Source organism: Frankia sp. CcI49 (assembly GCF_001983215.1).
GTDB classification, from domain to species: Bacteria; Actinomycetota; Actinomycetes; order Frankiales; family Frankiaceae; genus Parafrankia; species Parafrankia irregularis.
Map to the genome: position 1 here is coordinate 52,813 of NZ_MOWP01000043.1, position 21,418 is coordinate 74,230.

At 69.2% G+C, this 21,418-nt stretch carries 20 protein-coding genes; 11 read left to right on the plus strand and 9 right to left on the minus strand.

The annotated features are described in order from the left end of the window. Window positions 1-12: 12 nt before the first annotated feature. From CcI49_RS35675 to CcI49_RS35700, 6 genes are all read left to right on the plus strand, one after another. On the plus strand, window positions 13-1,050 hold the full coding sequence (locus CcI49_RS35675) for an ABC transporter permease (RefSeq protein WP_076833950.1): 1,038 nt from the start codon (window positions 13-15) through the stop codon (window positions 1,048-1,050). A 2-nt stretch (window positions 1,051-1,052) separates the two neighbouring features. Next, window positions 1,053-1,976 carry an ABC transporter permease gene (locus tag CcI49_RS35680; RefSeq protein WP_054566433.1) on the plus strand — a complete coding sequence of 308 codons (924 nt, stop codon included), beginning with the start codon at window positions 1,053-1,055 and terminating at the stop codon, window positions 1,974-1,976. Between the two features lie 143 nt (window positions 1,977-2,119). Further along, window positions 2,120-3,856: an ABC transporter substrate-binding protein gene (locus CcI49_RS35685; RefSeq protein ID WP_083749915.1), complete on the plus strand. Its 1,737-nt coding sequence runs from the start codon at window positions 2,120-2,122 to the stop codon at window positions 3,854-3,856. A gap of 231 nt (window positions 3,857-4,087) precedes the next feature. Further along, entirely contained in the window at window positions 4,088-5,401 is a 1,314-nt protein-coding gene (locus CcI49_RS35690; protein ID WP_054566627.1) for an NtaA/DmoA family FMN-dependent monooxygenase, read from the plus strand. Continuing rightward, a complete protein-coding gene (locus CcI49_RS35695; RefSeq protein WP_076833952.1) occupies window positions 5,401-6,690 on the plus strand; it encodes an NtaA/DmoA family FMN-dependent monooxygenase in 1,290 nt (429 codons plus the stop codon). The genes CcI49_RS35690 and CcI49_RS35695 overlap by 1 nt, the downstream gene beginning before the upstream one ends. A gap of 137 nt (window positions 6,691-6,827) precedes the next feature. Next, a complete protein-coding gene (locus tag CcI49_RS35700) occupies window positions 6,828-7,658 on the plus strand; it encodes an MBL fold metallo-hydrolase (RefSeq protein ID WP_076833954.1) in 831 nt (276 codons plus the stop codon). A gap of 11 nt (window positions 7,659-7,669) precedes the next feature. Here the strand turns inward: CcI49_RS35700 and CcI49_RS41805 are convergent, their stop codons facing one another. Both CcI49_RS41805 and CcI49_RS41205 read right to left on the minus strand, forming a co-directional pair. After that, entirely contained in the window at window positions 7,670-8,170 is a 501-nt protein-coding gene (locus CcI49_RS41805) for a hypothetical protein (protein WP_131831273.1), read from the minus strand. A 118-nt stretch (window positions 8,171-8,288) separates the two neighbouring features. After that, window positions 8,289-8,660: a hypothetical protein gene (locus CcI49_RS41205; RefSeq protein WP_076833956.1), complete on the minus strand. Its 372-nt coding sequence runs from the start codon at window positions 8,658-8,660 to the stop codon at window positions 8,289-8,291. 604 nt (window positions 8,661-9,264) lie between these two features. Here CcI49_RS41205 and CcI49_RS35710 point away from each other — a divergent pair. From CcI49_RS35710 to CcI49_RS35725, 4 genes are all read left to right on the plus strand, one after another. Continuing rightward, entirely contained in the window at window positions 9,265-9,474 is a 210-nt protein-coding gene (locus CcI49_RS35710; protein WP_006541810.1) for a hypothetical protein, read from the plus strand. A gap of 78 nt (window positions 9,475-9,552) precedes the next feature. Beyond that, window positions 9,553-11,112, plus strand: coding sequence for a flotillin family protein (locus tag CcI49_RS35715; protein WP_076833958.1), 1,560 nt, complete (start codon window positions 9,553-9,555; stop codon window positions 11,110-11,112). A 387-nt stretch (window positions 11,113-11,499) separates the two neighbouring features. After that, window positions 11,500-12,432, plus strand: coding sequence for a TIGR03619 family F420-dependent LLM class oxidoreductase (locus tag CcI49_RS35720; protein WP_076833960.1), 933 nt, complete (start codon window positions 11,500-11,502; stop codon window positions 12,430-12,432). After that, window positions 12,423-12,989 (plus strand): nuclear transport factor 2 family protein, encoded by a 567-nt coding sequence (locus CcI49_RS35725; RefSeq protein WP_235497864.1) that lies wholly within the window; start codon window positions 12,423-12,425, stop codon window positions 12,987-12,989. Before CcI49_RS35720 ends, CcI49_RS35725 begins: the two co-directional genes overlap by 10 nt. Window positions 12,990-13,105: 116 nt before the next feature. Here CcI49_RS35725 and CcI49_RS35730 read toward each other — a convergent pair whose 3' ends face one another. Beyond that, entirely contained in the window at window positions 13,106-14,035 is a 930-nt protein-coding gene (locus CcI49_RS35730) for a LysR family transcriptional regulator (protein ID WP_076833962.1), read from the minus strand. A gap of 122 nt (window positions 14,036-14,157) precedes the next feature. Between CcI49_RS35730 and CcI49_RS35735 the strand changes: the two genes are divergently transcribed. Then, on the plus strand, window positions 14,158-15,513 hold the full coding sequence (locus tag CcI49_RS35735) for an MFS transporter (RefSeq protein WP_076833964.1): 1,356 nt from the start codon (window positions 14,158-14,160) through the stop codon (window positions 15,511-15,513). Between the two features lie 97 nt (window positions 15,514-15,610). On the opposite strand, the gene CcI49_RS35740 is transcribed toward CcI49_RS35735, so the two are convergent. The 6 genes from CcI49_RS35740 to CcI49_RS35765 all read right to left on the minus strand — a co-directional run bounded on the left by CcI49_RS35740 (window position 15,611) and on the right by CcI49_RS35765 (window position 21,233). Next, window positions 15,611-16,585 (minus strand): 2OG-Fe(II) oxygenase family protein, encoded by a 975-nt coding sequence (locus CcI49_RS35740; RefSeq protein ID WP_076833966.1) that lies wholly within the window; start codon window positions 16,583-16,585, stop codon window positions 15,611-15,613. A gap of 37 nt (window positions 16,586-16,622) precedes the next feature. Continuing rightward, window positions 16,623-17,012 (minus strand): adenine deaminase C-terminal domain-containing protein, encoded by a 390-nt coding sequence (locus CcI49_RS35745; protein WP_054566422.1) that lies wholly within the window; start codon window positions 17,010-17,012, stop codon window positions 16,623-16,625. 378 nt (window positions 17,013-17,390) lie between these two features. Continuing rightward, entirely contained in the window at window positions 17,391-17,846 is a 456-nt protein-coding gene (locus tag CcI49_RS35750; protein WP_054566421.1) for a hypothetical protein, read from the minus strand. A 26-nt stretch (window positions 17,847-17,872) separates the two neighbouring features. After that, a complete protein-coding gene (locus CcI49_RS35755; protein WP_054566420.1) occupies window positions 17,873-18,625 on the minus strand; it encodes a hypothetical protein in 753 nt (250 codons plus the stop codon). Between the two features lie 70 nt (window positions 18,626-18,695). Further along, a complete protein-coding gene (locus tag CcI49_RS35760) occupies window positions 18,696-19,466 on the minus strand; it encodes a phosphatase PAP2 family protein (protein WP_083749918.1) in 771 nt (256 codons plus the stop codon). A 141-nt stretch (window positions 19,467-19,607) separates the two neighbouring features. Then, window positions 19,608-21,233, minus strand: a complete 1,626-nt coding sequence (locus CcI49_RS35765) for a serine/threonine-protein kinase (RefSeq protein WP_076833970.1) — start codon at window positions 21,231-21,233, stop codon at window positions 19,608-19,610. Window positions 21,234-21,418 lie beyond the last annotated feature (185 nt).

The following is a 21,418-nucleotide window of genomic DNA, read 5'->3' on the forward strand; positions in this document are numbered from 1 at the left end:
ACCACCGGCCATATGGAGATCCTGCGCCGACAGCGGTGGTGGTTGGGCCGCATCGTCGCGCTGCCGTTTCAACTGCTGGTGTTCGCGGCGGTGTCGTTCCTGCTGGTCCAGAGCATTCCCGGCGATCCCGTCGCGGTGCTGACCGGCGGGCAGGCCACCGAGGAGAACCGCGCCGCCATCGAGAAGGAGCTCGGCCTCGACGGCAGCCTGCTCCACCAGCTGCTGCACTACCTGGGCAACGCCATGCAGTTCGATCTGGGCAACTCGATCATGTCCGGGCAGTCCGTCGCCGACGAGTTCGGTGAGCGGCTGCCGGCGACCGTCGAACTCGCGCTGATGGGGGTGCTGCTGTCGATCGTGGTCGCGGTGGCGTTCGCCTACCTGGCAGTAATGCGCCCGAAGAGCCCGCTCGCCTACCTGGTCCGCGGCTTCGCCCGGATCGCCGGTGGACTGCCGGAGTTCGCGGTGGCCGTCGCCGCCGTGTTCGTCTTCTACGCCACCCTGCACTGGGCACCCGCCCCGCTCGGACGTCTCTCCGGTGACATCGCGGAGGTTCCGAAGGTCACCGGGATGCCGTTCCTCGACACGGTCCTGACACTGCGTTTCGACGCGACCTGGTCGATGCTCGGCCACCTGGTGCTGCCGGTGGGCGTGCTGGTGATCTGCCAGTCCGGTGTGCTGATCAAGATGCTGCTGGCCKGGCTGGAGGAGGCCGTCGACTCGGCGCCGACCCGGTTCCGGATCGCGACGGGCGCCTCGGCGGCGACGGTGCGGGCGAGCCTGTTCCGCCGCGCGCTGCCGCCCGCGGTCACCACCTGCGGCACCCTGTTCGGCTACACCCTCGGCGGCGCGGTGATCATGGAGTCGATCTTCGGTTTCGCCGGGATCGGCGGCTACCTCGCGGACGCGGTCTCCTCCGGTGACATCCCGGCGATGCAGGGCTTCCTCGTCATCGTCGCCGCTGTCTCCCTGCTGGTCTTCCTCGCTGTCGACCTGGTCAACATGACGCTCGACCCGCGCCGGCGGCCGGGCGTGCGGGCGGAAGGGTAACCATGGCTGTCGTCGACACCGCCGATCGTCCGGAGACACCCGCGACCAACGCGACTTCCGCGGCTCCTGCCCCGGCTCCGACCGACGCGGCATCCGTGGCCGCCGGCGGCGGGCGCCCGGGCTGGCTGCGCCTGCTGATCAGCCTGCTGCCGCTGGTCCTGCTCGCCGTCGTCGCCGTCATCGGCCCGTGGATCACGCCCTACGACCCCGAGCGGGTCGCGGGGCCGTCGTCGAAGGGGCCGAGCGGCGACCACTGGTTCGGCACCGACGGTTCCGGGCTGGACGTCCTGTCGCAGCTGCTCGCCGCGACCCGGACCAACGTCGGGGTGGCCACCGTCGTCGTCCTGCTCGCCACCGTCGGCGGCGCGTTCCTCGGCCTGCTGACCGGGATGAACGAGTCGTCGCGGGGCCCGCGCGGGGTGCTGGCCCGGATCATCGGGCGGGCCGTCGACTTCGTCCAGGCCGTGCCCGGGATGCTGGTCGGCCTGGTCGCGGTGGCCTTCTACGGGGCCTCGTTGACCACGCTGGTCGCGACCCTCGCGATCGTGCTCGCGCCGCTGCAGGCGCGGCTGGTACGCACCGAGGTCCTGCGGGTCCGGTCGGACGCCTACGTCGACGCGGCCCGGCTCGCCGGGCTGAGCGAGCTGCGGCTCACGCTGCGCCATGTCCTGCCGAACTCCTGCCGGCCGGCGCTGGAGAACATCTCGGTGATCTTCGCGGTGAGCATCATCCTCACCGCGTCGCTCGGCTTCCTCGGCGCCGGGCTGCCCCCGCCCCATCCGGAGTGGGGATCGATGATCTCCCGCGGTGCGACCGACGCGGCCGTCGGCCGCTGGTGGCCCGCCACCTTCCCCACCATCGCCCTGATTCTCACCGTCGCGATCATGGCTTCCTCGGCCGCGAAACTGTTCGGTCGCCGTCGCTAGCGGCTGGTGGCTGATGCCGGGACCGCACCAGCCACCAGCACCCCCACCGGCTGCCTCCCGATCAGGCGGCCGTCCGTCCAGCAGCACCACTACGCCGACGTGGTGGCAACCGCAGATCTCTCACCCTCGACAGGAGCTCTCTCATGCCTGCCCACAACACCCCCCGACCAGGGGGTAATGATGGCGCCGGTGATCCGGTCGCCACACCCGTCGTGACCAGCTCTCGAGCGCAGCACGGGCGGCGCCTGCGCCGCGCGGGCGCCGCGATCACCGCCGGCGGAGTCGCGATCGCGCTCATCGCCGCCTGCTCCGGCGAGACGACCTCCTCGTCGTCCGAGGGCTCCTCAAACGGAGCCGACAGCATCGTCGAGGCCGTCGCCGCGCTGCCGACCGCGTTCGCCTACGACGCCGGCGCGTTCACCTACGAGGGCTTCGAGTTCCAGATCAACACCCAGGCGCAGCTCATCCGCAACCCGATCGTGACGGCGGACCGCGCAGACGGGTCGCAGGAGCAGGACTTCTTCAAGTTCGAGGGCGAGCTGGCGGAGAGCTACGACGTCAGCGCCGACGGGCTGACCTACACCTTCCACCTGCGCAAGGGCGTCAAGTCGTTCGCCGGCAACGAGCTCACCGCCGACGACGTGCTCTGGTCGTACGAGCGGAAGTGGAACTCGACGTCGGTGGCACCGGCCATCTCGGCCCCGGCGATCACCGACCCGGCGAAGCAGTTCAAGAAGATCGACGACTACACGGTCTCGATCACCATCGACCGCGCCGGTGACGGTTTCACGCTGCTGTCCCTGCTCGCCAACGTCAGCGGCGACATCTTCGACAGCGACCTGCTCAAGCAGCACGTGACAACGGACGATCCGTACGCGGTCAAGTGGTCGGCCGAGAACGGGAACTTCGGCTACGGCGCCTATGTGCTGGACAACTGGAAGTCCGGCCAGAGCCTGACGCTGAAGGCGAACCCGAACTACTGGGCGGGCGAGCCGGCGATCAAGACGATCACGCAGCGGGTGGTCGCCAACCCCGGAACCCGCACCAACCTGCTGACCAACGGTGATGCCGACATCGCCGTCCAGCTTCGCCCGCAGGACGTCAACGGGATGAAGGACGATGACGGCCTGCAGACCTTCAACATCGACTCGATCGAGTACCTGAACACCAACATCAACATCATGAAGGCGCCGTTCGACGACAAGCTCGTGCGGCAGGCGCTGAGCTACGCCATCCCCTACGACGAGATCATGAAGCAGGTCTTCCTCGGCCGTGCCGACGCGATGACCGGCTTCATCAACCCCCGCTACCCCGGATACACCACCGACGGCCTGCGGACTGGTTCGTATGACCCGGACAAGGCCAAGAGCCTGCTCGCGCAGGCCGGTGTCAGCAGTGTCTCGGCGAAGATCCTCGTCGAGAACAGCATTCCGGCGCTGGAGGAGGCCGCGGTCCAGATCCAGTCGTACGCCAAGGACGCCGGCTTCAACTTCACCATCGACAAGCAGCCGGCCACCGCGGTGCAGGACCAGCGCTCCAACGGCACGTACGACATCCAGCTGGTGACCGACAAGGCGATCAGCCAGTCACCGCCGTACGAGCTGCTGCTCGCGTTCACGAAGGGCTCCCCGCTCAACGCCACCGGCTTCGCGAACGACGCCTACTACGCTGCCGTCGACAAGGGCGTCGCCGCCGGCGACCCGCTGTCGGAGGCAGCCGGCACGGCCTGGAACGAGGCCGTGAAGATCTGGCAGGACGAGCAGCCGACCGTTCCGGTCGCGTTCATCCAGCCGAACGTGGTCTTCGGCGCCGGCATCGACGGCTACTACTACCGCTCGGACAGCGCGATCGACTTCGCCGCGCTCTCGAAGACCCAGTAGCCGCCTGGCCCCTGCTTTCCCTCCGCCGTGCCGGCGCAATTTCGCCGGCACGGCGGATTCCTTTTCGGCCACACAGCGGGCCGGACCGCACACCCCACCCACGACCGCCGGCGTAATTCCCGACGAACCCGGCGGCACCCCGGCCGAAACACGGTCGGGGTTTTCTGCAGGAAGAAACGGCCGCGCGGCACGCGGATGGACGGGCGTCACGCCCCGGGCGAGGGAGAGAGCATGTTCCACATGGGCTGGTTCGTCGGGTCAGGCTTCAGCGTCCAGTCGTGGCGCGGCACGTGGGGCGGCTCCGGCGCCCGAGAATGGATGAAGCCCGACCTCTACGTCGACATGGCCCGCTCCCTGGAACGGGCCTGCTTCGACTACATGATCTTCGAGGACGGCCTCATGATCCCGGATGCGTACCAGGGGAACATGCAGGCCTACCTGAAGTACAACATGGAGTCCCCGCGGCACGACCCGACCGCGCTCATCGGCATTCTCGGCCAGGCGACGTCCCGGATCGGCCTCATTCCCACGCTTTCCACGTCGTTCTACCCGCCGTTCATGGCGGCGCGGATGCTGGCCACCCTGGACCACCTCACCGACGGCCGGGTCGGCGGCAACCTCGTCACCTCCTCCAGCCACCGGGCCGCGCAGAACTTCGGCTACGAGAAGCACTTCGAGCACGACCTGCGCTACCGGATGGCCGACGAGTGGATCGACCTCGTCGGGAAGCTGTGGGAGTCGTGGGAGCCGGGCGCGGTCGTCTTCGACGAGGAGACCGGCACCTTCGCCGATCACACCAAGGTTCACACCGTCGACTTCGAGGGCGAGTTCTTCCGCTGCCGCGGCCCGCTGAACGCCGTGCCCGGGCCGCAGGGCCGCCCGGTGATCTGCCAGGCGGGCGGCTCCCCCGCCGGCCGCGAGTTCGCCGCCCGCAACGCCGACACCGTCATCTGCGTGCCGCTGGGCGTGGAGGCGATGAAGGCCTACCGCGACGACATGTCCGCCCGGCTCGTCGCGAACGGGCGCAAGCCGTCCGACTGCAAGGTGCTCTACCTCGTGCGCCCGGTGCTCGGCGCGACCGACGACGAGGCCCGGGAGAAGCGCCGGCGCATCCAGGCCGCGCAGCGCACCGACGACGCCGTCGCCACCCAGCTCGCCGTCATGTCCTACTTCTCCGGGCTGGACTTCTCCCAGTTCGACCTCGACAAGCCGCTGCCCGACCTGACCGGCCAGGTCAACGGCCACCAGTCGTCGATGTCGCGTTACGCCAAGGACAGCGAGGACGGCAAGACCCTGCGCGAGCTCGCCGCCACCCACGAGACGACCGTCTCCCTCGAGCTCGTCGGCACCCCCGACACCGTCGCGGCCCTGATGGGCGAGGCGATGGAGGAGGTCGGCGGCGACGGCTTCCTCATCTCCAACGAGCTCGACCGGCGCGGCATCGCCGAGATCGCCGACGGCCTCGCCCCGGCCCTCAAGCGCCGCGGGCTGATCCGCGAGTCGTACACGCACGAGTACTTCCGCGACAACCTGCTGGAGTTCTGATGTTCCACCTCGGCCTGTTCACCGGATGCGGCGTGCAGTCCTGGAAGGACATGTGGTCGGGCGAGGGAGCGACCGACTGGATGAGCCCACAGCTCTACATCGACGTGGCTCGGGCGGTCGAGCGGGCCGGTTTCGACTGCATCATCCTGGAGGACGCCCACTTCGTTCCCGGCGTCTTCCGCGGCAACACCGACTTCGCCCTGAAGAACGGCTTCCACGCGCCGAAGATGGACCTGTTCGTGATGACGCCGTTCATGCTCACCGCGACGAAGCACCTCGGGATCCTCCCCACACTGACGACCACCTTCCACCCGCCCTACATGGCGGCCCGCACGCTCGCCACCCTCGACCACCTCTCCGGCGGGCGCGGCGGCGCCAACCTGGTCATGTCGCACAACGACCGCACCGCGCAGAACTTCGGCCTGGACGGACAGGCCGACCACGACCTGCGCTACGACCAGGGCGACGAATGGGTGCAGCTTGTCACCGAGCTGTGGAACTCCTGGGACGCCGACGCGCTCACCGTCGACCGCGACAACGGCGTCTACGTCGACCCGGCGAAGGTCCACGAAATCCATTTCTCCGGCCGCTTCTACCGTTCCCGGGGCCCGTTGAACTCGCTGCACCCACCGCAGGGGCGCCCGGTGTTCTCCCAGGCCGGCGGATCGGGCCGCGGCAAGGACTTCGCCGCCCGCAACGTCGACCTGGTGATGACCAACGTCACCGGCATCGACACGATGAAGGCCTTCCGTGACGACCTGGTCGCCCGGCTGGAGACCTTCGGCCGCAAACCCGACTCCTGCAAGGTCATGTTCAACGTCGCCCCGGTACTCGGGGAGACCCAGCGGGAGGCCGAGGAGAAGCGCGCCGCGGCGGTCGCCGCCCGCGAGGCGAACATCGAGTCGAACCTGGGCTGGATGTCCTACTACAGCGGCATCGACTTCGGGAAGTTCGACCTGGACGCCCCGATGCCGCAGATGCACACGAACGCCAGCCGCAGCACCACGCAGAACCTGCAGGCGAAAAGCACCGGCCTGACGCTGCGCGAGTTCGCCTCGTATCCGTCCGGGGGCGCCGTCGAACTGGTCGGCACACCGGACGCGGTCGCCGCCCAGATGGGCGAGGTGATGGACGAGGTCGGCGGCGACGGCTTCCTCATCCAGCAGCCGATGTTCCGCCGCGCGATCAGCGAGATCACCGACGGCCTCGCTCCGGCGCTGCGCCGCCGCGGCCTCATCCGGGACGGCTACTCCTACCCCCACTTCCGCGACAACCTGCTGGAGTTCTGACCCACGCCGCCCCGCCGGACCCACCGGACCGTGATCGGGCTTCTGGCCGGCGACGCGCTGGCAGGATCTGACTGCGGGGCCGGTCGTCCCATCGACCTGTCCATCCACCCGGCCGAACGCCGTACGGAAGGCACTCCATGGACCTCGCCACCGACCTGCCGATCTGTGCCACCTGCGGCGTGCAGTACGACGCGCCGCGGCCGGACTGCCCGGTCTGTGAGGACGAGCGCCAGTACGTCGGCTGGGACGGTCAGTGTTGGACCACCCTGGGGACGCTGCGCGCCGAGGGCTTCCGCGGCCGGCTGGAACCCGAGGGCCCGGGCGTGTACGGCATCGGCGCCGAACCGAAGATCTCCATCGGCCAGCGGGCACTGCTGGTGACCACCCCGGGCGGCAACATCCTCTGGGACTGCGTGCCCTACCTCGACGACGACCTGATCGCCCAGGTCAACGCCCTGGGCGGCATCAGCGCGATCGCCGTCAGCCACCCGCACTTCTACGGCTCGATGATCGACTGGAGCCACGCGTTCGGGGATGTACCCGTCTACGTCCACGCCGCCGACGAGCAGTGGCTCGGCCGCCGCTCCCCCGCCGTCGACCTGTGGACGGGTGAGACCCTCACCATCGGCGAGGGCCTCACCCTCGTCAACGGTGGCGTGCATTTCGACGGCGGCACCGTGCTGCACCACGCCGGCGGCGAGAACGGCCAGGGGGCGCTGTTCTCCGGGGATATCCTGCAGGTCGTTCTCGACCGCCGGTATGTGAGCTTCATGTACTCGTACCCGAACTACATCCCGGAGCGCCCGGAGACCGTCCGCCGGGCCATCCGGCTGCTGGAGCCGTTCGCCTTCGAGGCGATCTACGGCGCCTTCTGGCAGACCGTCGTCCGCACCGACGGCCACGCCGCCATGCACCGCTCCGCGGACCGCTACCTGCGCTTCGTCGCCGATCCGGCCCACCCGTCCTGACCCGCCCGATCTCACCGGGTGCGACCGGACATATCACCTCTGACGGTTCTCGCCATCAAGATTCCCAACCCGAAGCCCTGGACAGGAATCACCGGAATCAGCAGCCAGGGTGAAATGCCGGCGACCCAGACATGGAGCGCTGCACAGATCAGGACGTACCCCAGGAGCACAGGAGAGCRCAGCATCCGGCGCAGAACTCGGCCCGGAGCCAGCTCTGGGACCACCGGAGCCACAGCCCCGTCCTGGCAGGCAGGCCCGAAATCAGATGGGCCAGCACGGTCAGCCGGGCGCTCCCATTCAATGGCACCAAAATCGCGAATCCATTCCTCGATCTGATGCTCGTCATCGGCCCAGACATCCCAGCCCTCACCCCGGACACCGGGCGACTGTTCCGTGATGTAGATGCGCCAACCGGTTCCCGCCCGGTCCCGCTCGACGAGAAGACTGCGACCCTCATACTCTCCGGACAGGATCCGCCCGGGAACGCCAGCCCGCCACACCGGGGAGGTCATCTCAGCTCCCGACCGTCAGTCGTTCCCACAAAACAGGAGGATGAATTCCTCCTCCTCCGACGCTTCCGCAGGAATCCACAGGGTACCAACGAAGCTGCACCCAAAGAAATCTTTCTGGTCATGTGGTCCCGCCATCGCCCTTCCTCGGGATCCGACCGAAGATCCTGGCGATCGTGTGAAGYCGCTGCCTGCGGCGCCGCCATCTGCACCACCCGCGCCTGAGGTCGAAGATCTGGCGTTCCAGCTCGTCGTCGTCCTCGCGTGGGATCCAGACGACGCCCAGCTCGGCCATTACATTTTCGAGGTCATCCTCGTGAACGGCGAAGTCATCGAACCGGGCCTCGTCCCGGGGAAGGTCCGGCTGATCACTTATGTAGGCGTAGAAGGAATGCTCGGTCTCGGTGGTAACCAGCACATGGCACCCGGCGTACTCGCCGCGGGTGCAGCACCCCAGCCGACCGTCGTCGTCGATTGCGGGAGCCAGATCCATCCAGAGCCTCCGGCCATATCCCCTGGCCACCCTCGATGGTGGAGACGACACACGATACATCCGGCAGAAACACCGCAAGGGTGGATGCCGGGCCCCTGCACCCATGCGAGATCGCCGGTGGTTATCCAGGGCTGCCAGCCGGACGGGCGCCTCCGGAGCGGCGATGCCCCAGAGAATCATCCCGGGCCCATGTTCGGCACGTACCGAAACAGGCGATGCCCGTCCTGGAAGGCTGACGCCCGCGCACTCCGCATGCCCCCGCCCTTCCCCGTGCCGCTCCGGCCGCCGGGCTCGGATCCGCCGGAAGACGAGGCTCCGCGGTGTACCGCCGCGCCGGGCCCCACCGCCTCGGCCCGCATCCTCTGACATCGGACGACCGGCCGACAACCCCTCAGGGGCACTCCAATCCGCCCTGCCAGCGATCGCCGGCACGGCGCCAGCCGCCAGGTGTCGGTGAATGCCCACTGCCACGCCCCGGCCCACCTGGGATGATTGCCCGATGGCGGTCGCCGGGGGTCGCCTGGGCGACAGCTCCGGCCAATCACGGGGCATTGCAAGGCGAGCAGAAGAGTCTACGATCAACCATTGTCGTGTGGAGGACCGAATGGCCGACCAGGCCGTGATCGGCAAGGCAGGACGGGTGACGGGAAAAATCGCTCCAGGCATGGTCGGCGAGATAATGATCACCGTTCGCGGCGGTTCCGAGGCTTTTCATGCCTATGCCGATGACCCGGAAACGACGATTCCCGTCGGATGCCGGGTTCTCGTTGTCGAGTACTTTCCTCCACGCACGGTGACAGTTGTGCGAATGTAGCGACAGCACCACCGGCTCGATCGGCCACAGTCCCAGGACCTCAGGCCCACAGGTTCTCCCGGGCACGACGGAGGCATCGTGACGCTCATAACCATCATCATTGTGGTCGCGGTCGGACTGGTGTTGGGGGTGCTGCTCTTCAAACTCATGTGGCGGGTCGCCGAGCCGAACGAGGCGCTGATTATCTCCGGCCTGCGGGCACAGAAGGGCGCGGACGACGCCGTGGCCGAAAGCCTCGGCTTCAAGATTGTCACCGGCAAGGGTGTGCTGGTTCCGCCCGGCGTCCAGACCGTGCGCCGGATGTCGCTCGATCTGCGGGCCGCCCAGCTCGGCATCGACTGCGTCACCCAGCAGGGTATTCCGGTGGGAATCCGCGGCGTGGTCATCTTCAAGGTCGGTGACGACTACGTCTCCATCGCGAACGCGGCCCGCCGCTTCCTCGACCAGCAGGACAAGATGGACACCCGCGTGCACAACGTCTTCGCCGGCCACCTGCGCGCCATCGTCGGGCAGCTCACCGTCGAGGACCTCATCCGTGACCGGGAGAAGCTGACCCATCTGACCCGGGCCAGCTCCGGCACCGAGATGGAGAAGCTGGGTCTCATCGTCGACTCGCTGCAGGTCCAGGAAATCGACGATCCCACCGGCTACATCCGTAACCTTGGCCGCCCGCACGTGGCCGCGGTGGCAGCGCAGGCCCGGATCGCCGAGGCCGAGGCCGATCGCGAGGCCACCGAGCAGGAGCAGATCGCGCTGGCGCTGAAGGCCGAGGCGCAGCGCAACAGCTCCATCAAACAGTCCGGCTTCCAGGCCGAGATCGACGAGGCCACCGCCCGCGCCGCCCAGGCCGGCCCGCTGGCCGAGGCCGCCGCGCACCAGCAGGTCGTGGTGGAGCAGACGAGGGTCGCCGAGCTCGAGGCCGAGTTGGAGGAGCAGCGGCTGCAGGCCTCGATCCGCAAGCCTGCCGATGCCCGCGCCTACGAGCAGACCACACTCGCGCGTTCCACCCGTGACGCGCAGATCAGCGCGGCGGAAGCCGCGGCCCGCGAGGTCGAGCTCGCCGCCGCTGCCGACGCCACCAGGATCCGCACCGACGCGGACGCCCGGTCGGCCCAGATCCGGATGCTGGCGACCGCCGAGGCGGAGTCGACCCGCGCGGTCGGTGACGCGAACGCCCATGCCCGCCGCGCCGTCGGCGCGGCGGAAGGCGAGGCGCTGCGGGCCTGGGGCCTGGCCGAGGCGGAATCCATCAAGGCCCGCGCGGACGCGCTCGCCACGAATCAGGAAGCCGTCATCGGCCAGCAGCTCGCCGAGCAGTGGCCGGCCATCGTGGAGGCCGCGGCCAAGCAGTTCAGCGCGATCGACCAGCTGATCGTCCTGAACGGGGCGGCCGGCCTGAGCGAGACCCTCGCCGCCGCGCTCTCCCAGGGCGCGACAGGCCTGCAGCTGGCCCGCTCCCTGCTGAGCGGCGGGTCGTCGGACGGTAAGCCGTCGACCGCGGCCACCGCCGACGGCACCGGCACCGGCACCAGTCCCGGGACCGGCGGGAGCGACACGGCGTCGGTTCCGGCCGTGCGGTCGCCCGGTGCCATGGTCGAGCAGAACACGACCGACGGCCCGGATGACCCCAGCCGGTAGGAATCGGCTGCCCAGCCCACCGGCGCAGGCCCTCGCGGTGCGCCCTGGCCTGCCCGTTCCGGCGGCCGCTCACACCGGGCACAGCGGACCGTGAGCGGCCCCGTCACGAGGTGAGGCGGCGCGGGATGGCGGGCAGAAACACCGGAAGGGAGACGGGGCTCGTACGACCCGCCTGATCGGTMGACCGATTCCCCGCCGCCGTGGAAGGCGGCAACCGGTCGGTCTCCGGGGTGGCTGCGAGCACCTTCAGGACCTTCGCTGCCCGCTGGACGGAGCGTGCCGGCCGGGTGGGCATGGCGTTGACGCCTCCTCACGACACGCTCTACGGTGTCTTGTGACGAGAACACTGTCTCTATATACAGACATCTTTCTCCGAGTGTGTCACTCGTGACGGGCGCCCGCCCGCGGCTCGCGCTCGGGCTGCCGGTCGCCACCTCCGTGTACAGCGCGGACGAGCAGCACCGGATCATCGAGCTCGCCAGGGCCGCCGACGACGCCGGCGTCGACACCCTGGTGCAGAGCGATCACCTGGTGATGGGTGAGCGCACCGACCGCTACCCGTTCGGGACGTTCAAGTACCCGCACGGCTCGCCCTGGCTGGAACCGCTCACCACGCTGGCAGTGATCGCCGGGGCGACGTCGCGGGTGCGGCTGTCGACCGGAATCCTGATCGCCGCGCTGCGTCGAGCGCCCCTGCTCGCGAAGTCCGCGGCGACCCTCGACGCGCTGTCCCGGGGCCGCCTCGAGCTCGGTGTCGGGACCGGCTGGCAGCCAGAGGAGTACGAGACCATGGGCCTCGACTTCGGTGCGCGGGCCCAGCTGCTCGACGACACGGTCGCGGCCTGCCGGGCACTGTGGGCACCGGGCGGTGGTGCTGCCGTCGACCTGCCGACGATCTCCTTCGAGAAGATCTGGTGCGACCCGAAGCCGGTGTCGCCGGGTGGCCCGGCCGTGCTCTTCGGCGGCCCGCTGACCCGCCGGAACCTTCGCCGGATCGTGGAGCTGGGCGACGGCTGGATCCCGATCATGGGGGAGCCGATGGCCGGCGTCGCCGAGGGTGTGGCCCGGATCCGCGAAAGCTGGGCGTTTGCCGGACGCGGGGACGAGGTCCCGCGGGTGCGGCACACCCTGCCCCTGGAACGGGGCGGCGACGGCGACGGCGGGCTGAGCCTCGACCGCACGCTGGCGGGTGCCGGGGCGGCGGCGCAGGCCGGTGTCACCGAGGTGTCGGTGCCGGTCGCGGCGTTCGTCCGGGATCCGGCGGAGGTTCCGAACTGGGTCGCCGACCTCGGCCGCCGCTGGGAGAAGCTGTGGGGCTGACCTCACCGACCCCGGCTCCAGGCAGGTTCACGGGGCGGTCGGCGGGGCCGATCGCCGACCGGCTGGCGCTGCGTGACCTCGCCGAAAGCTACGCCGCCGCGGTCGACGCCCGCGACACGGACCTGTTCGTCGCACTGTTCACCGCCGATGGGGCGCTGACCGTTCGCCAGGGGACACCGGACGCCGACCCGTACGCGACGTTCGCGGGCGCCGAACGGCTGCCCGCCGTGGTGCGCGCCCTGGCGGCCCGCTTCACGACGACCTTCCACGTCGTCGGCAACCACCGCGCCCAGGTCTCGGCGACGGCCGATGTCGCCACCGCGGAGGTCTACTGCGTCGCCCACCACCTGTACCGGGAGGCCGACGGGACGCCGACCGACCTTCGGATGCTCGTCCGCTACGCCGACCACTGCGTACGCGGCGACGACGGCCTGTGGAGGTTCGCCCACCGGGCCGCGACCGCGCTCTGGCAGTCGACGCACCCCGTCACCGGCAGCCTGCTCGACCACGAGGCCGCCGCCGTCGCCGAGCCGGCTGAGTCAGCCGACCCGGGCTGATTTCCGAGGCGTACGAGCTGACGCCGCACCCCGACGCCGGACGACCCGACGACCCGACGAAGTGAAACGAACAATCGCCCCTCGTCCACCTGGTGTCGAGGACTGGGCCGGCGTCGTCACCGTCCTGCCCAGGACGGGCGCCAGGCCGTCGCGGGGAGCCTCGGAAGGCTGCCGAGATGGGTGATGATCGCAGGAAGCCCCGGGTGTGGATTCGTGCTGGGGAGCATGAGCGAAAGCGGGTAGGCAGGCGTCGGATTGACGATGGGGATGCGGCGCAGGTCGTGGTTCGTCGGCCAGATGTACCGGTCGCGTTCCCCGACGAGAGTGGCCGCGTCGGCGGAATCCGCGAGGACGTCGAGGAGCACCTCGTCGCCGAAGTGCGGGCCGGCCGCGTCGATGCGCAGGTCGAAGTCGGCCGCGAGCTGGTCGTAGAAATCCGACCATTCACTGCCGGGCACGATGCCCGGAATCCAGATCCGATGCCCGCGCAGCTGCGCCGGTGTCACGCTCCGCGCGGAGGCGAGTGGATGTCTCGAGCCGACGAGAAGTTCCAGCGGCGAGTCGAACGCGTGGATCATCCGCACGTCGGGTGGCAGCAGGGCCTGGTCGGTGACGGTACGGAACGAGGCGTCGATCTCGCCTGTCCCGACAGCGGCGGCCGCCACCCGCGGGTCGTCGACCCTGAGGGTCACCACGTCGAGGTCGGTCCCGGGATGCGAGCGCCAGTAGTCGTGCAGGACGACGGCCTGCGCGCTTCGCAGGCCCAGGACGTCGATCCGCAGCGCCCGGGAGCCCGGCCTGACCGCGGCGATGGCGCGGTCGACCCCGGTGACGATGCTCCGCGCGTGCGGGAGAAACGCCCGGCCGTCGAGCGTCAGCTCAACCCCGCGGGCGGAGCGGGTGAACAGGCGGACTCCCAGCTCGCGCTCCAGTACCGCGATCCGCTTCGAGACCGCCTGCTGAGTCACGCCCAGCCCGTCGGCCGCCTGCTGCAGCTGGCCCAGCTCGGCGGCCCGGACGAACGATCGCACTGCCTCGGTGTCCACCGGCTCACCTTAGGAGCACACAACCGATCGTTGTGACACGCCGAGAAGTCGTTGTTTGATCGTCTCGTAGCGCGGCTGATCTGATTCGGGCGTCCAAACTGCTGGTTGCCAGAAGGAGCCGTGTGCGCACGAGACTGGGGGCCGGGTTCGGCTGGCTGTGGGCGGCCTACGCTGTGAGCACCTACGGCACGTGGATCGCTTTCGGGGCGTTCCCGCTCCTCGCGGTCCGGGTGCTGCACTCGCCGGCCTTCGCTGTCTCGCTTCTGGGTGCGGCCAGCCTCGTCGTCGCCGCCGGGGTGGCGATTCCGCTGGGTCCATGGGTCGAGCGCCGGAACAAGCGCCCCGTGCTGATCGCGATGGATCTGGTTCGCTTCCTCGCCATGGCGAGCGTTCCGGCCGCCTACCTTTTCGACCTGTTGTCCTATGGCCAGCTGCTGGCCGTCTCCGTCATCTCCACGACGGCGGGAATCGCCTTCACCGCCGCCTCCGGCGCGTACCTGAAACATCTCATAGGCCCGGAGGAGCATCTCCTCGTCGCGAACGGGAGGTTCGAGGGCACGAGCTGGCTGGCGACCGCGGCCGGCCCGCCACTCGGCGGCGCGCTCATCGGGCTGCTCGGCCCGGTGATCACCGTCGCCGCCGACGCCGTCAGTTATCTGCTCTCCGCGCTCGGAATCCTCCGCATCCGCGGCGGCGACGTTGCAGCACAGCACACCCCAGCGTCCCGCGCCCCAGCACCCCGAACCCCAGTGCCCAGCACCGCACCAGGCCGCACCGCCGCGGCCCACGAGGCCGCCACCAGCGCACGTGCCCTCGGCATGCTGAGCGGATGGCGGTTCATCTTCCGCGACCGCGCGCTTCGACGTCTGTTCCTGAACGCGATGACCGTCAACGGTCTGATCATGGCCACCAGCCCGCTTCTCACCGTCCTTCTGCTGGACGAATACCACCTGCCCGCCTGGCAGTACGGCCTCGCCTTCGGCCTCCCCGCCCTCGGCGGCCTCGCCGGTGCCCGTTGCTGCGCACGACTGGTCACCCGCTACGGGCAGTACCGCGTCCTGATGGTTTCCGGCTGGCTGCGCTCGGTTTTTCCGCTCGGCCTCGCCCTGACCCGCCCGGGCGTCGCCGGACTCCTCATCGTGATCATCATCGAGGCCCTGCTGATCATCTGTATGGGCGTCTTCAACCCGATCAGCGCCACAGAACGCCTGCGGCGTGCGCCTGCCGACCACACCGCACAGATCCTCAGTGCATGGAGCATCAGCAGCAAGGTCGCCCAGGCGTCGCTCATGGCGATCTGGGGCGGCCTGGCCACGTTCACCACCCCCCTCACCGCCATCACCGCCGCCGGCGTCCTCCTCCTCGGCACTCCCCTGTGCCTGCCCCGGCGGACGCACCTGCCCGATCCGGTGGTCGGTGCGCCGGCCGACGGCGGCCGGGTCACATCGCCTGACGCCGGAAAAGCCGTCTCGGTGTGATGAGGGTGCGCCTTCGTCGATCGGTGGGTGCCACCCCGGCGTGCCGGCGGAGTTGCGGAGCGGGCTTGCCCGTTCGAGCCGGGCCGGGCGGGCCTCTTCATACGGCGAGGCTCATCCGGTATTTCGACCAGTCGCCGGCCAGCACCGACCGGTAGCGGGGCGGATTGTTCGCACTGGTGCACGACGGAATGCACTCGATCAGCGCGTCGAAATTCGGGTGCTGGAAATACGGGATGGACATGCGCGGCTGGTGCGCGGTCTCGGCCGGCGGGTTCACCACCCGGTGTTCGGTCGCGACCCAGCGGTCGTTCGTCCACTTCGCCAGCATGTCCCCCAGGTTGATCACGTACGAGCCGGGCACCGGCGGGACGTCACACCACCGGCCGCTGCGGTCGAAGACCTGCAGGCCGCCGATTCCGTCCTGGTAGAGGATGGTGAGGCTGCCGATGTCGGTGTGCGCACCGCGGCGCATCCGGCCTTCCTCCGGTGGTTCGGGCTGGGCCGGGTAGAAGTTCGCGTTCAGATACGAGGTGTGCCGGTCGAACTTGTCGTCGAACCAGTCGGCCGGCAGGTCGAGGGCCTCGGCGAACGCGGCCATCAGCCGGGCCGAAAGCCCCTCCATCACCGCGTAGTACTCGCGCCAGACCGGGCGGAACGCCGACGGTCGCGCGGGCCAGATGTTGCCCTCGAAGTCCTCCGACCATTCGGGGCCGTACCCCGCCGCGGCGACGTCCGCCGCGTCGTCGAACCGGCCGTTCTCGAAGCCCTCGACGACGGACTCCCGACCGAAGGCCTCGACCGACCCGTACCCGCGGTACAGGTTGCCGCGCGCGGAGGCGGACCGCAGCTTGTGCTCCAGCGGCAGCTCGAAGAACTCCCGGTTGACCTCGTACATCCGGTCGATGAGCTCGCCCGGCACACCATGGCCGGTGATCACGATGAAGCCGACGCGCTCGCAGGCCGCCCCGATCGAGGCGACGATCGGCGGGCGGAGCTCGGGGTCGGCGAGCCCCGCGATGTCGATGACCGGAACCCCGGTCTCCTCGGCCGTGGCCGGAACCGGACCGCTCATTTCCTGACCTCCCGCCAGAACGGTTCTCGATGGATGGTCATGCGCTCGCCGCGGCAGACACAAGCAGGGAGGGCACGATCGTTCCCGTGTCGCCGTCGACGACGCCGATATCGGTCAGGTGCGGCCCGGGAATGCACGGCAGCGTCGCAGCCAGGACGTGGAAGAGCGGTTGCTGGGTCAGCGGCGCCGTCGGCATGCCGATCTCGATGGCGGCCCGCTGGGTGGCGCGCTGCTGCTCGGCGACCTCGGCGACCTCGGCGGCCGGGCGGTCACTGAGAATGCCGGCGATCGGCAGCGGAACCTCGGCGATCACCGCACCGGTGAAGATCGTCGTCGTCCCGTGCGGGTCGAACGGCTCCAAGCCCTGGGCGGCCCGAACCGCGCGCCGCCGTACAGCGGGCGCCACCGGCTCGATGTGAGTCGTCACAGAAACACACCCACCCTCACAGAAAATCTTCATACTGGCAGTCGGCGACACCAGTGAGGCCGAAGAAGTCCGAATCTCGGAGTTTCGGGATCTCCGTACTATGCCGAACTGCCAGCATGAGAACTACTGGGTGAACGTGAATCTTGCGATCACATTACGTTGCAGTTTTTCTCCGGCACTCCCCGCCGAGACCTCGCGGAAACAAGGAGCTCGCCTGCGTTAGCCCATCGTTTCACACGATGACATCGACCCGGAAGTGAGAAGAGAATCACATTTAACCGATCTTTTTCGGTGTGACAGCCGACGCTGCTGAGCACGTTTCGCGAGCGTGGCCAATCCACCTCGGAAGGTCATGGGATCCCCGGCGAGAGCAGCGCCTCAGCGTGGCGTCGCCACCACTCGTTCCAGGAAGTCTCGGTAGCCGCGCAGCGCCTCGCGCAGCGTGTCGGTCGACGCGGCCCCGTCCTCCCGCCACGCCGCACGCAGCCGCTCCTGCTCCCGTCGCACCGCCGCGGTGAGCTGGTTGACCGCGTCGTCGAGCACCAGATCGGCCTGCCGCACCGCCTCCCGCGGATCGTCGACGAACGACAGCAGCGCCTCCTGCCACCGTTCCCGCAACCGGCCGGACGCGGTCGCCTCCGCCTCCGTCTTCTCGGCCTTGCCGGGTCCCTCCGGCCGAGCTGTCTTCTCCCTCTCCGCCTTCTCCGTCTCCGCTTTCCCCCTCTCCGCGTTTTCGGCGCCGACGCCCGGCGGGCGGTGTGCCGGACGGTCGGCGACGGCTCCTGGAACGGCGGGATACATACCGGTGCGGGTTGAGCGATCGTCGAGGTTCATCGAACTTCCTCCCACTCTCAGAGCTCTCAGGAACGCTGCCGACGACCGGGAAGCGCCGCTACCCGCGCAGACGGGCCGTCGGTGGACGAATTCGTGTGAGGCGCCGGATCACCGGCCTCACCACTGCCCGTTCCGGCGCCTGTGGGAGGCGCACCGGCCGAGGCCCGCTTTCCCGTGTCGGTCGAACGAGGCAGGCCCACCGGGCCAGCGGCGGAGTGCTCCTCGGCCGGCGCGATGAGGCCGTCGAACACCGCTCGCAGTGCCAGAAATCGCAACCGCATCGCTTCCGTGCCGGTCCCGGCCGGGCCCACCCCGGCGCTGCCGCCAGGGGCGCCCGTTCCGGCTGTTCCGTGGTGCGTCCTACGGAGCCCGGCAGCCAGCGCAGGATCATCCAGGGCGAGCAGGTCCGCGGTCTCGGCACGGTCGTCGGTCGGATACCCGCGCTCACGCAGCACAGTGGTGATCAGCTCGTCGGCGCGGGTGGTGGCGGTCACCGGCTCGTCCACGAACAGGGCCTGCAGGGTGGTCCACCTCGTCTTCAGCTCCGCCCGGCGCGGGGCCCCCAGCGGCTGGACGTCGAGCCTGTCCCGGCGACGCGCGATACCCGCGAGGCGCCGTTCGGTCCTCCGCCGGTCGCCGGACTCCTGAAGTGTTCGTTCGTATTCGGGCCCGAATCTGCTTCGCAGCCGGGCGGAGCGGGAGCGGTCGACGAGAACGGCCGCGGCATAGGCCGCACCGAGAAGCAGGACCACCAGGATGGCCCAGGCAAGCAGGGACACAACGCACCGACCTTTCGCGCCTTCGCGAAGCTATCGCGACACGAGAAGCCGGGTACCCGAGATCGTCCCGCTAAAACGACGTCCCCGTTTCCGGGCAGCTGGCGGTTTCCGGGCAGCCGGCGGTTTCCGGGGAGCCGGTGCGCCAGGCTCGGGACAGCACCACCACGCTGACCGCGAGGAACCAGCAGCTTCCGAGGAGCAGGCCGGCGACGACGTCGGACGCGTAGTGCATTCCCCGGTAGGTCCGGCAGAAGGCCACGACCAGCGGAAGCACCGCGGCGCCGACCGCGGCCGGCAGCCACAGCCACCGGGCGATCGTGACCCCACGCCGGGCAGCCGCGGGTCGCTCGGAGGACGGACCAGCGGCCCGGCGACGTGCGATGCCGTGCAGCACATACGCCAGGCCACCGTAGAGGCAGACCGAAGCCGCGGAATGGCCCGAGGGGAAACTCGCCATCGGATCACCCGGATCAAGCCGCGCGACGGCCGGGCGCGGCCGGGCCACAAGGGTGTTCGACACCTCGTAGATCGCCGCCTCGCCGGCAGTCAGCGCGACGACGCCGGCCGGCATCCACCATCCACGCGACCACCAGGCCGTGATCGCCACCAGTACCGCGCCGGCGCCCACCACGACCCACAGGTCAGCCAGGTACGTCGCCCACCGGGTCACCTCGAGAAGCCACGGCTCGCGGTGAGCGGCGAGCCAACGCGCCGCATCCTCGTCCGCGGCCCGCACGCCGCCGGCGCCACCGACGATCAGCCGACCGGCAACAACCAGAACGAACACGAGCGCCACGGCCACCGGCGCCAGCCTGATGAGACATCTCCCCACCGCTCTCATCGTCGACCGGTCGCCTCCGCGGGTTCGGATCGGATCACGCGACATCCACTCCAGCACACAGCGGTGCCTCGCCACGTCACGTGGCACCCCAGCAGGTATCGGCTGACCCGCGCACCCGCCGCCCGACTGAACTTGGCCGGATCAGCGTTCCTGGCGTCTTTCTGCGGATGTACGATTCACCCTCCAGAGTCGGACCGTCGTGTCTTCGCTGCCGCTCGCGAGAATGCCGCCATCCGACGCGAAAACCACCGAGGAAACCGCACCAGTGTGACCGGCGAGAGGATCACCGAGGGGACCAGGAGTGTTCCACGAGGAGACGTCCCACAGTCGAACCTTCGCGTCAGTTCCACCACTGGCAAGAGTGCGCCCATCGGGCGCGAACACCACCGAGCACACCTCCCCGGCATGGCCGGCGAGAGGTGAGCTGAGCGCGAGACCGGTGCGCTTCCACAGCAGCACGGTCTTGTCGTGGCTGGCGCTGGCCAGCATGCGCCCATCCGACGAAAACGCCACCGAACACACCCGACTGGGGCGCACCGTGAAGGAATTGAGTGCGCTGGCCGGGTTGAATATGCTCCACAGCCACACTGTGTCGTGACTGGCACTGGCCAGCATGCGCCCATCGGAGGAAAACGCCGCCGAGTGCACCCCGTGGGTGTGTCTGAAGGGGGTTCCCATCGGCCGGGCGTGAATGGCGCGTTGACGACGCCGGGACCAGGCCGATGCCTTTCCGGGCAGCTGTACGCGCGGGATGCCGTCCACCGCACGATCCGTGGACACGAACCACGGCAGATCGGACTGTTGAGTTGGCAGCTCATCGTTCGGCGTCGGCGCTTGCGCTCGCGGTGCCGACGTGACGGGGGCCGGCACCACCGGAGCCACCATGGCGGGCCGCTCGACGATCGCGCGGATGTCGTCATCCAGCCGAAGCCTGATTCCGGTACCGCCAGCCCACCCCGGCCCGTATGTCTCGGTGGCGGCCCGCGCTAATTCCAGGGCGAACGCATGCGCCGACGCCGGACGATCCGCGGGGTCCTTTGCCAACGCGCGCATCACCACCGCGGCCAGCGACTCGTCCACGCCGGTCAGGGGTGGTGGGACCGCAGTGACGTGCTGTTGTGCGAGCGCGAATGGGTTCGGTGCCAAAAACGGCGGCTCCCCACTGAGCAACTCGTAGAGCATCACACCCAGGGCGTACAGGTCGGTAGCCGGGCCCAGCTGACCGACCAGGAACTGCTCCGGGGCCATGTACCGGGGAGTTCCCATCACCCCGCTGGCGGTGGTGGCCGTTCCCTCCGCCATCTTCGCAATCCCGAAATCGGTGACCTTGAGGAGGTTGTCAGCGTCGAAAAGAATGTTGGCGGGTTTGATATCACGGTGCAGTACCCCGCGGGCGTGCGCGACCGACAGTGCCGTCGCGGTCGCCAGTCCAACCGCGCAGGAGGCCTCGGCCGTCAGATCTTGCTGTCGACGGGCAAGTGTTCCGCCGGCAAGCATCTCCATCACGATCAGATGCAGGTCTTCGGCGGTGACAGCGTCATAGACCCGGACGATATGGGGATGATCCAACGAGGCCAGAAGCCGCGCCTCACCCTTGTTCGGCTCGGTGTCGCCCTCCTGGCCAACAAAAAGGATCTTGATCGCGACGTCACGGTGCAGTTCCCGGTGACGACCAGCCAGGACCAGCCCGAACGCCCCCCGACCCAATCTGGCACCGAGTTCGTAGCCGGGCACCAACGCGGCGATCCGCTCCTTCTCCTCGATCATGTGGCCAGAGCCATGCAGTACCGCCAGCGGCCGGCGCCCATCGCGAGTCCCCCCAACAGCCCCTGTGTGCCAGGTAATCCTAGGCCTGGCGTGCCGGGATCCGACGTCATCCAGCGTCCAGTCGCTGTCAGCCATCCGATTCTTCCCACCCATCAGTCCGATGGTGGCCGCGGCGTCGGCCGTCA

Excerpts from the sequence above, each read along its gene's own strand:
- CcI49_RS35680 (WP_054566433.1), top strand. The coding sequence starts at position 1,053 with ATGGCTGTCGTCGACACCGCCGATCGTCCGGAGACACCCGCGACCAAC.
- CcI49_RS35685 (WP_083749915.1), top strand. The coding sequence starts at position 2,120 with ATGCCTGCCCACAACACCCCCCGACCAGGGGGTAATGATGGCGCCGGT.
- CcI49_RS35690 (WP_054566627.1), top strand. The coding sequence starts at position 4,088 with ATGTTCCACATGGGCTGGTTCGTCGGGTCAGGCTTCAGCGTCCAGTCG.
- CcI49_RS35695 (WP_076833952.1), top strand. The coding sequence starts at position 5,401 with ATGTTCCACCTCGGCCTGTTCACCGGATGCGGCGTGCAGTCCTGGAAG.
- CcI49_RS35700 (WP_076833954.1), top strand. The coding sequence starts at position 6,828 with ATGGACCTCGCCACCGACCTGCCGATCTGTGCCACCTGCGGCGTGCAG.
- CcI49_RS35710 (WP_006541810.1), top strand. The coding sequence starts at position 9,265 with ATGGCCGACCAGGCCGTGATCGGCAAGGCAGGACGGGTGACGGGAAAA.
- CcI49_RS35740 (WP_076833966.1), bottom strand. The coding sequence starts at position 16,585 with ATGAGCGGTCCGGTTCCGGCCACGGCCGAGGAGACCGGGGTTCCGGTC.
- CcI49_RS35750 (WP_054566421.1), bottom strand. The coding sequence starts at position 17,846 with ATGAACCTCGACGATCGCTCAACCCGCACCGGTATGTATCCCGCCGTT.
- CcI49_RS35760 (WP_083749918.1), bottom strand. The coding sequence starts at position 19,466 with ATGAGAGCGGTGGGGAGATGTCTCATCAGGCTGGCGCCGGTGGCCGTG.
- CcI49_RS35765 (WP_076833970.1), bottom strand. The coding sequence starts at position 21,233 with ATGATCGAGGAGAAGGAGCGGATCGCCGCGTTGGTGCCCGGCTACGAA.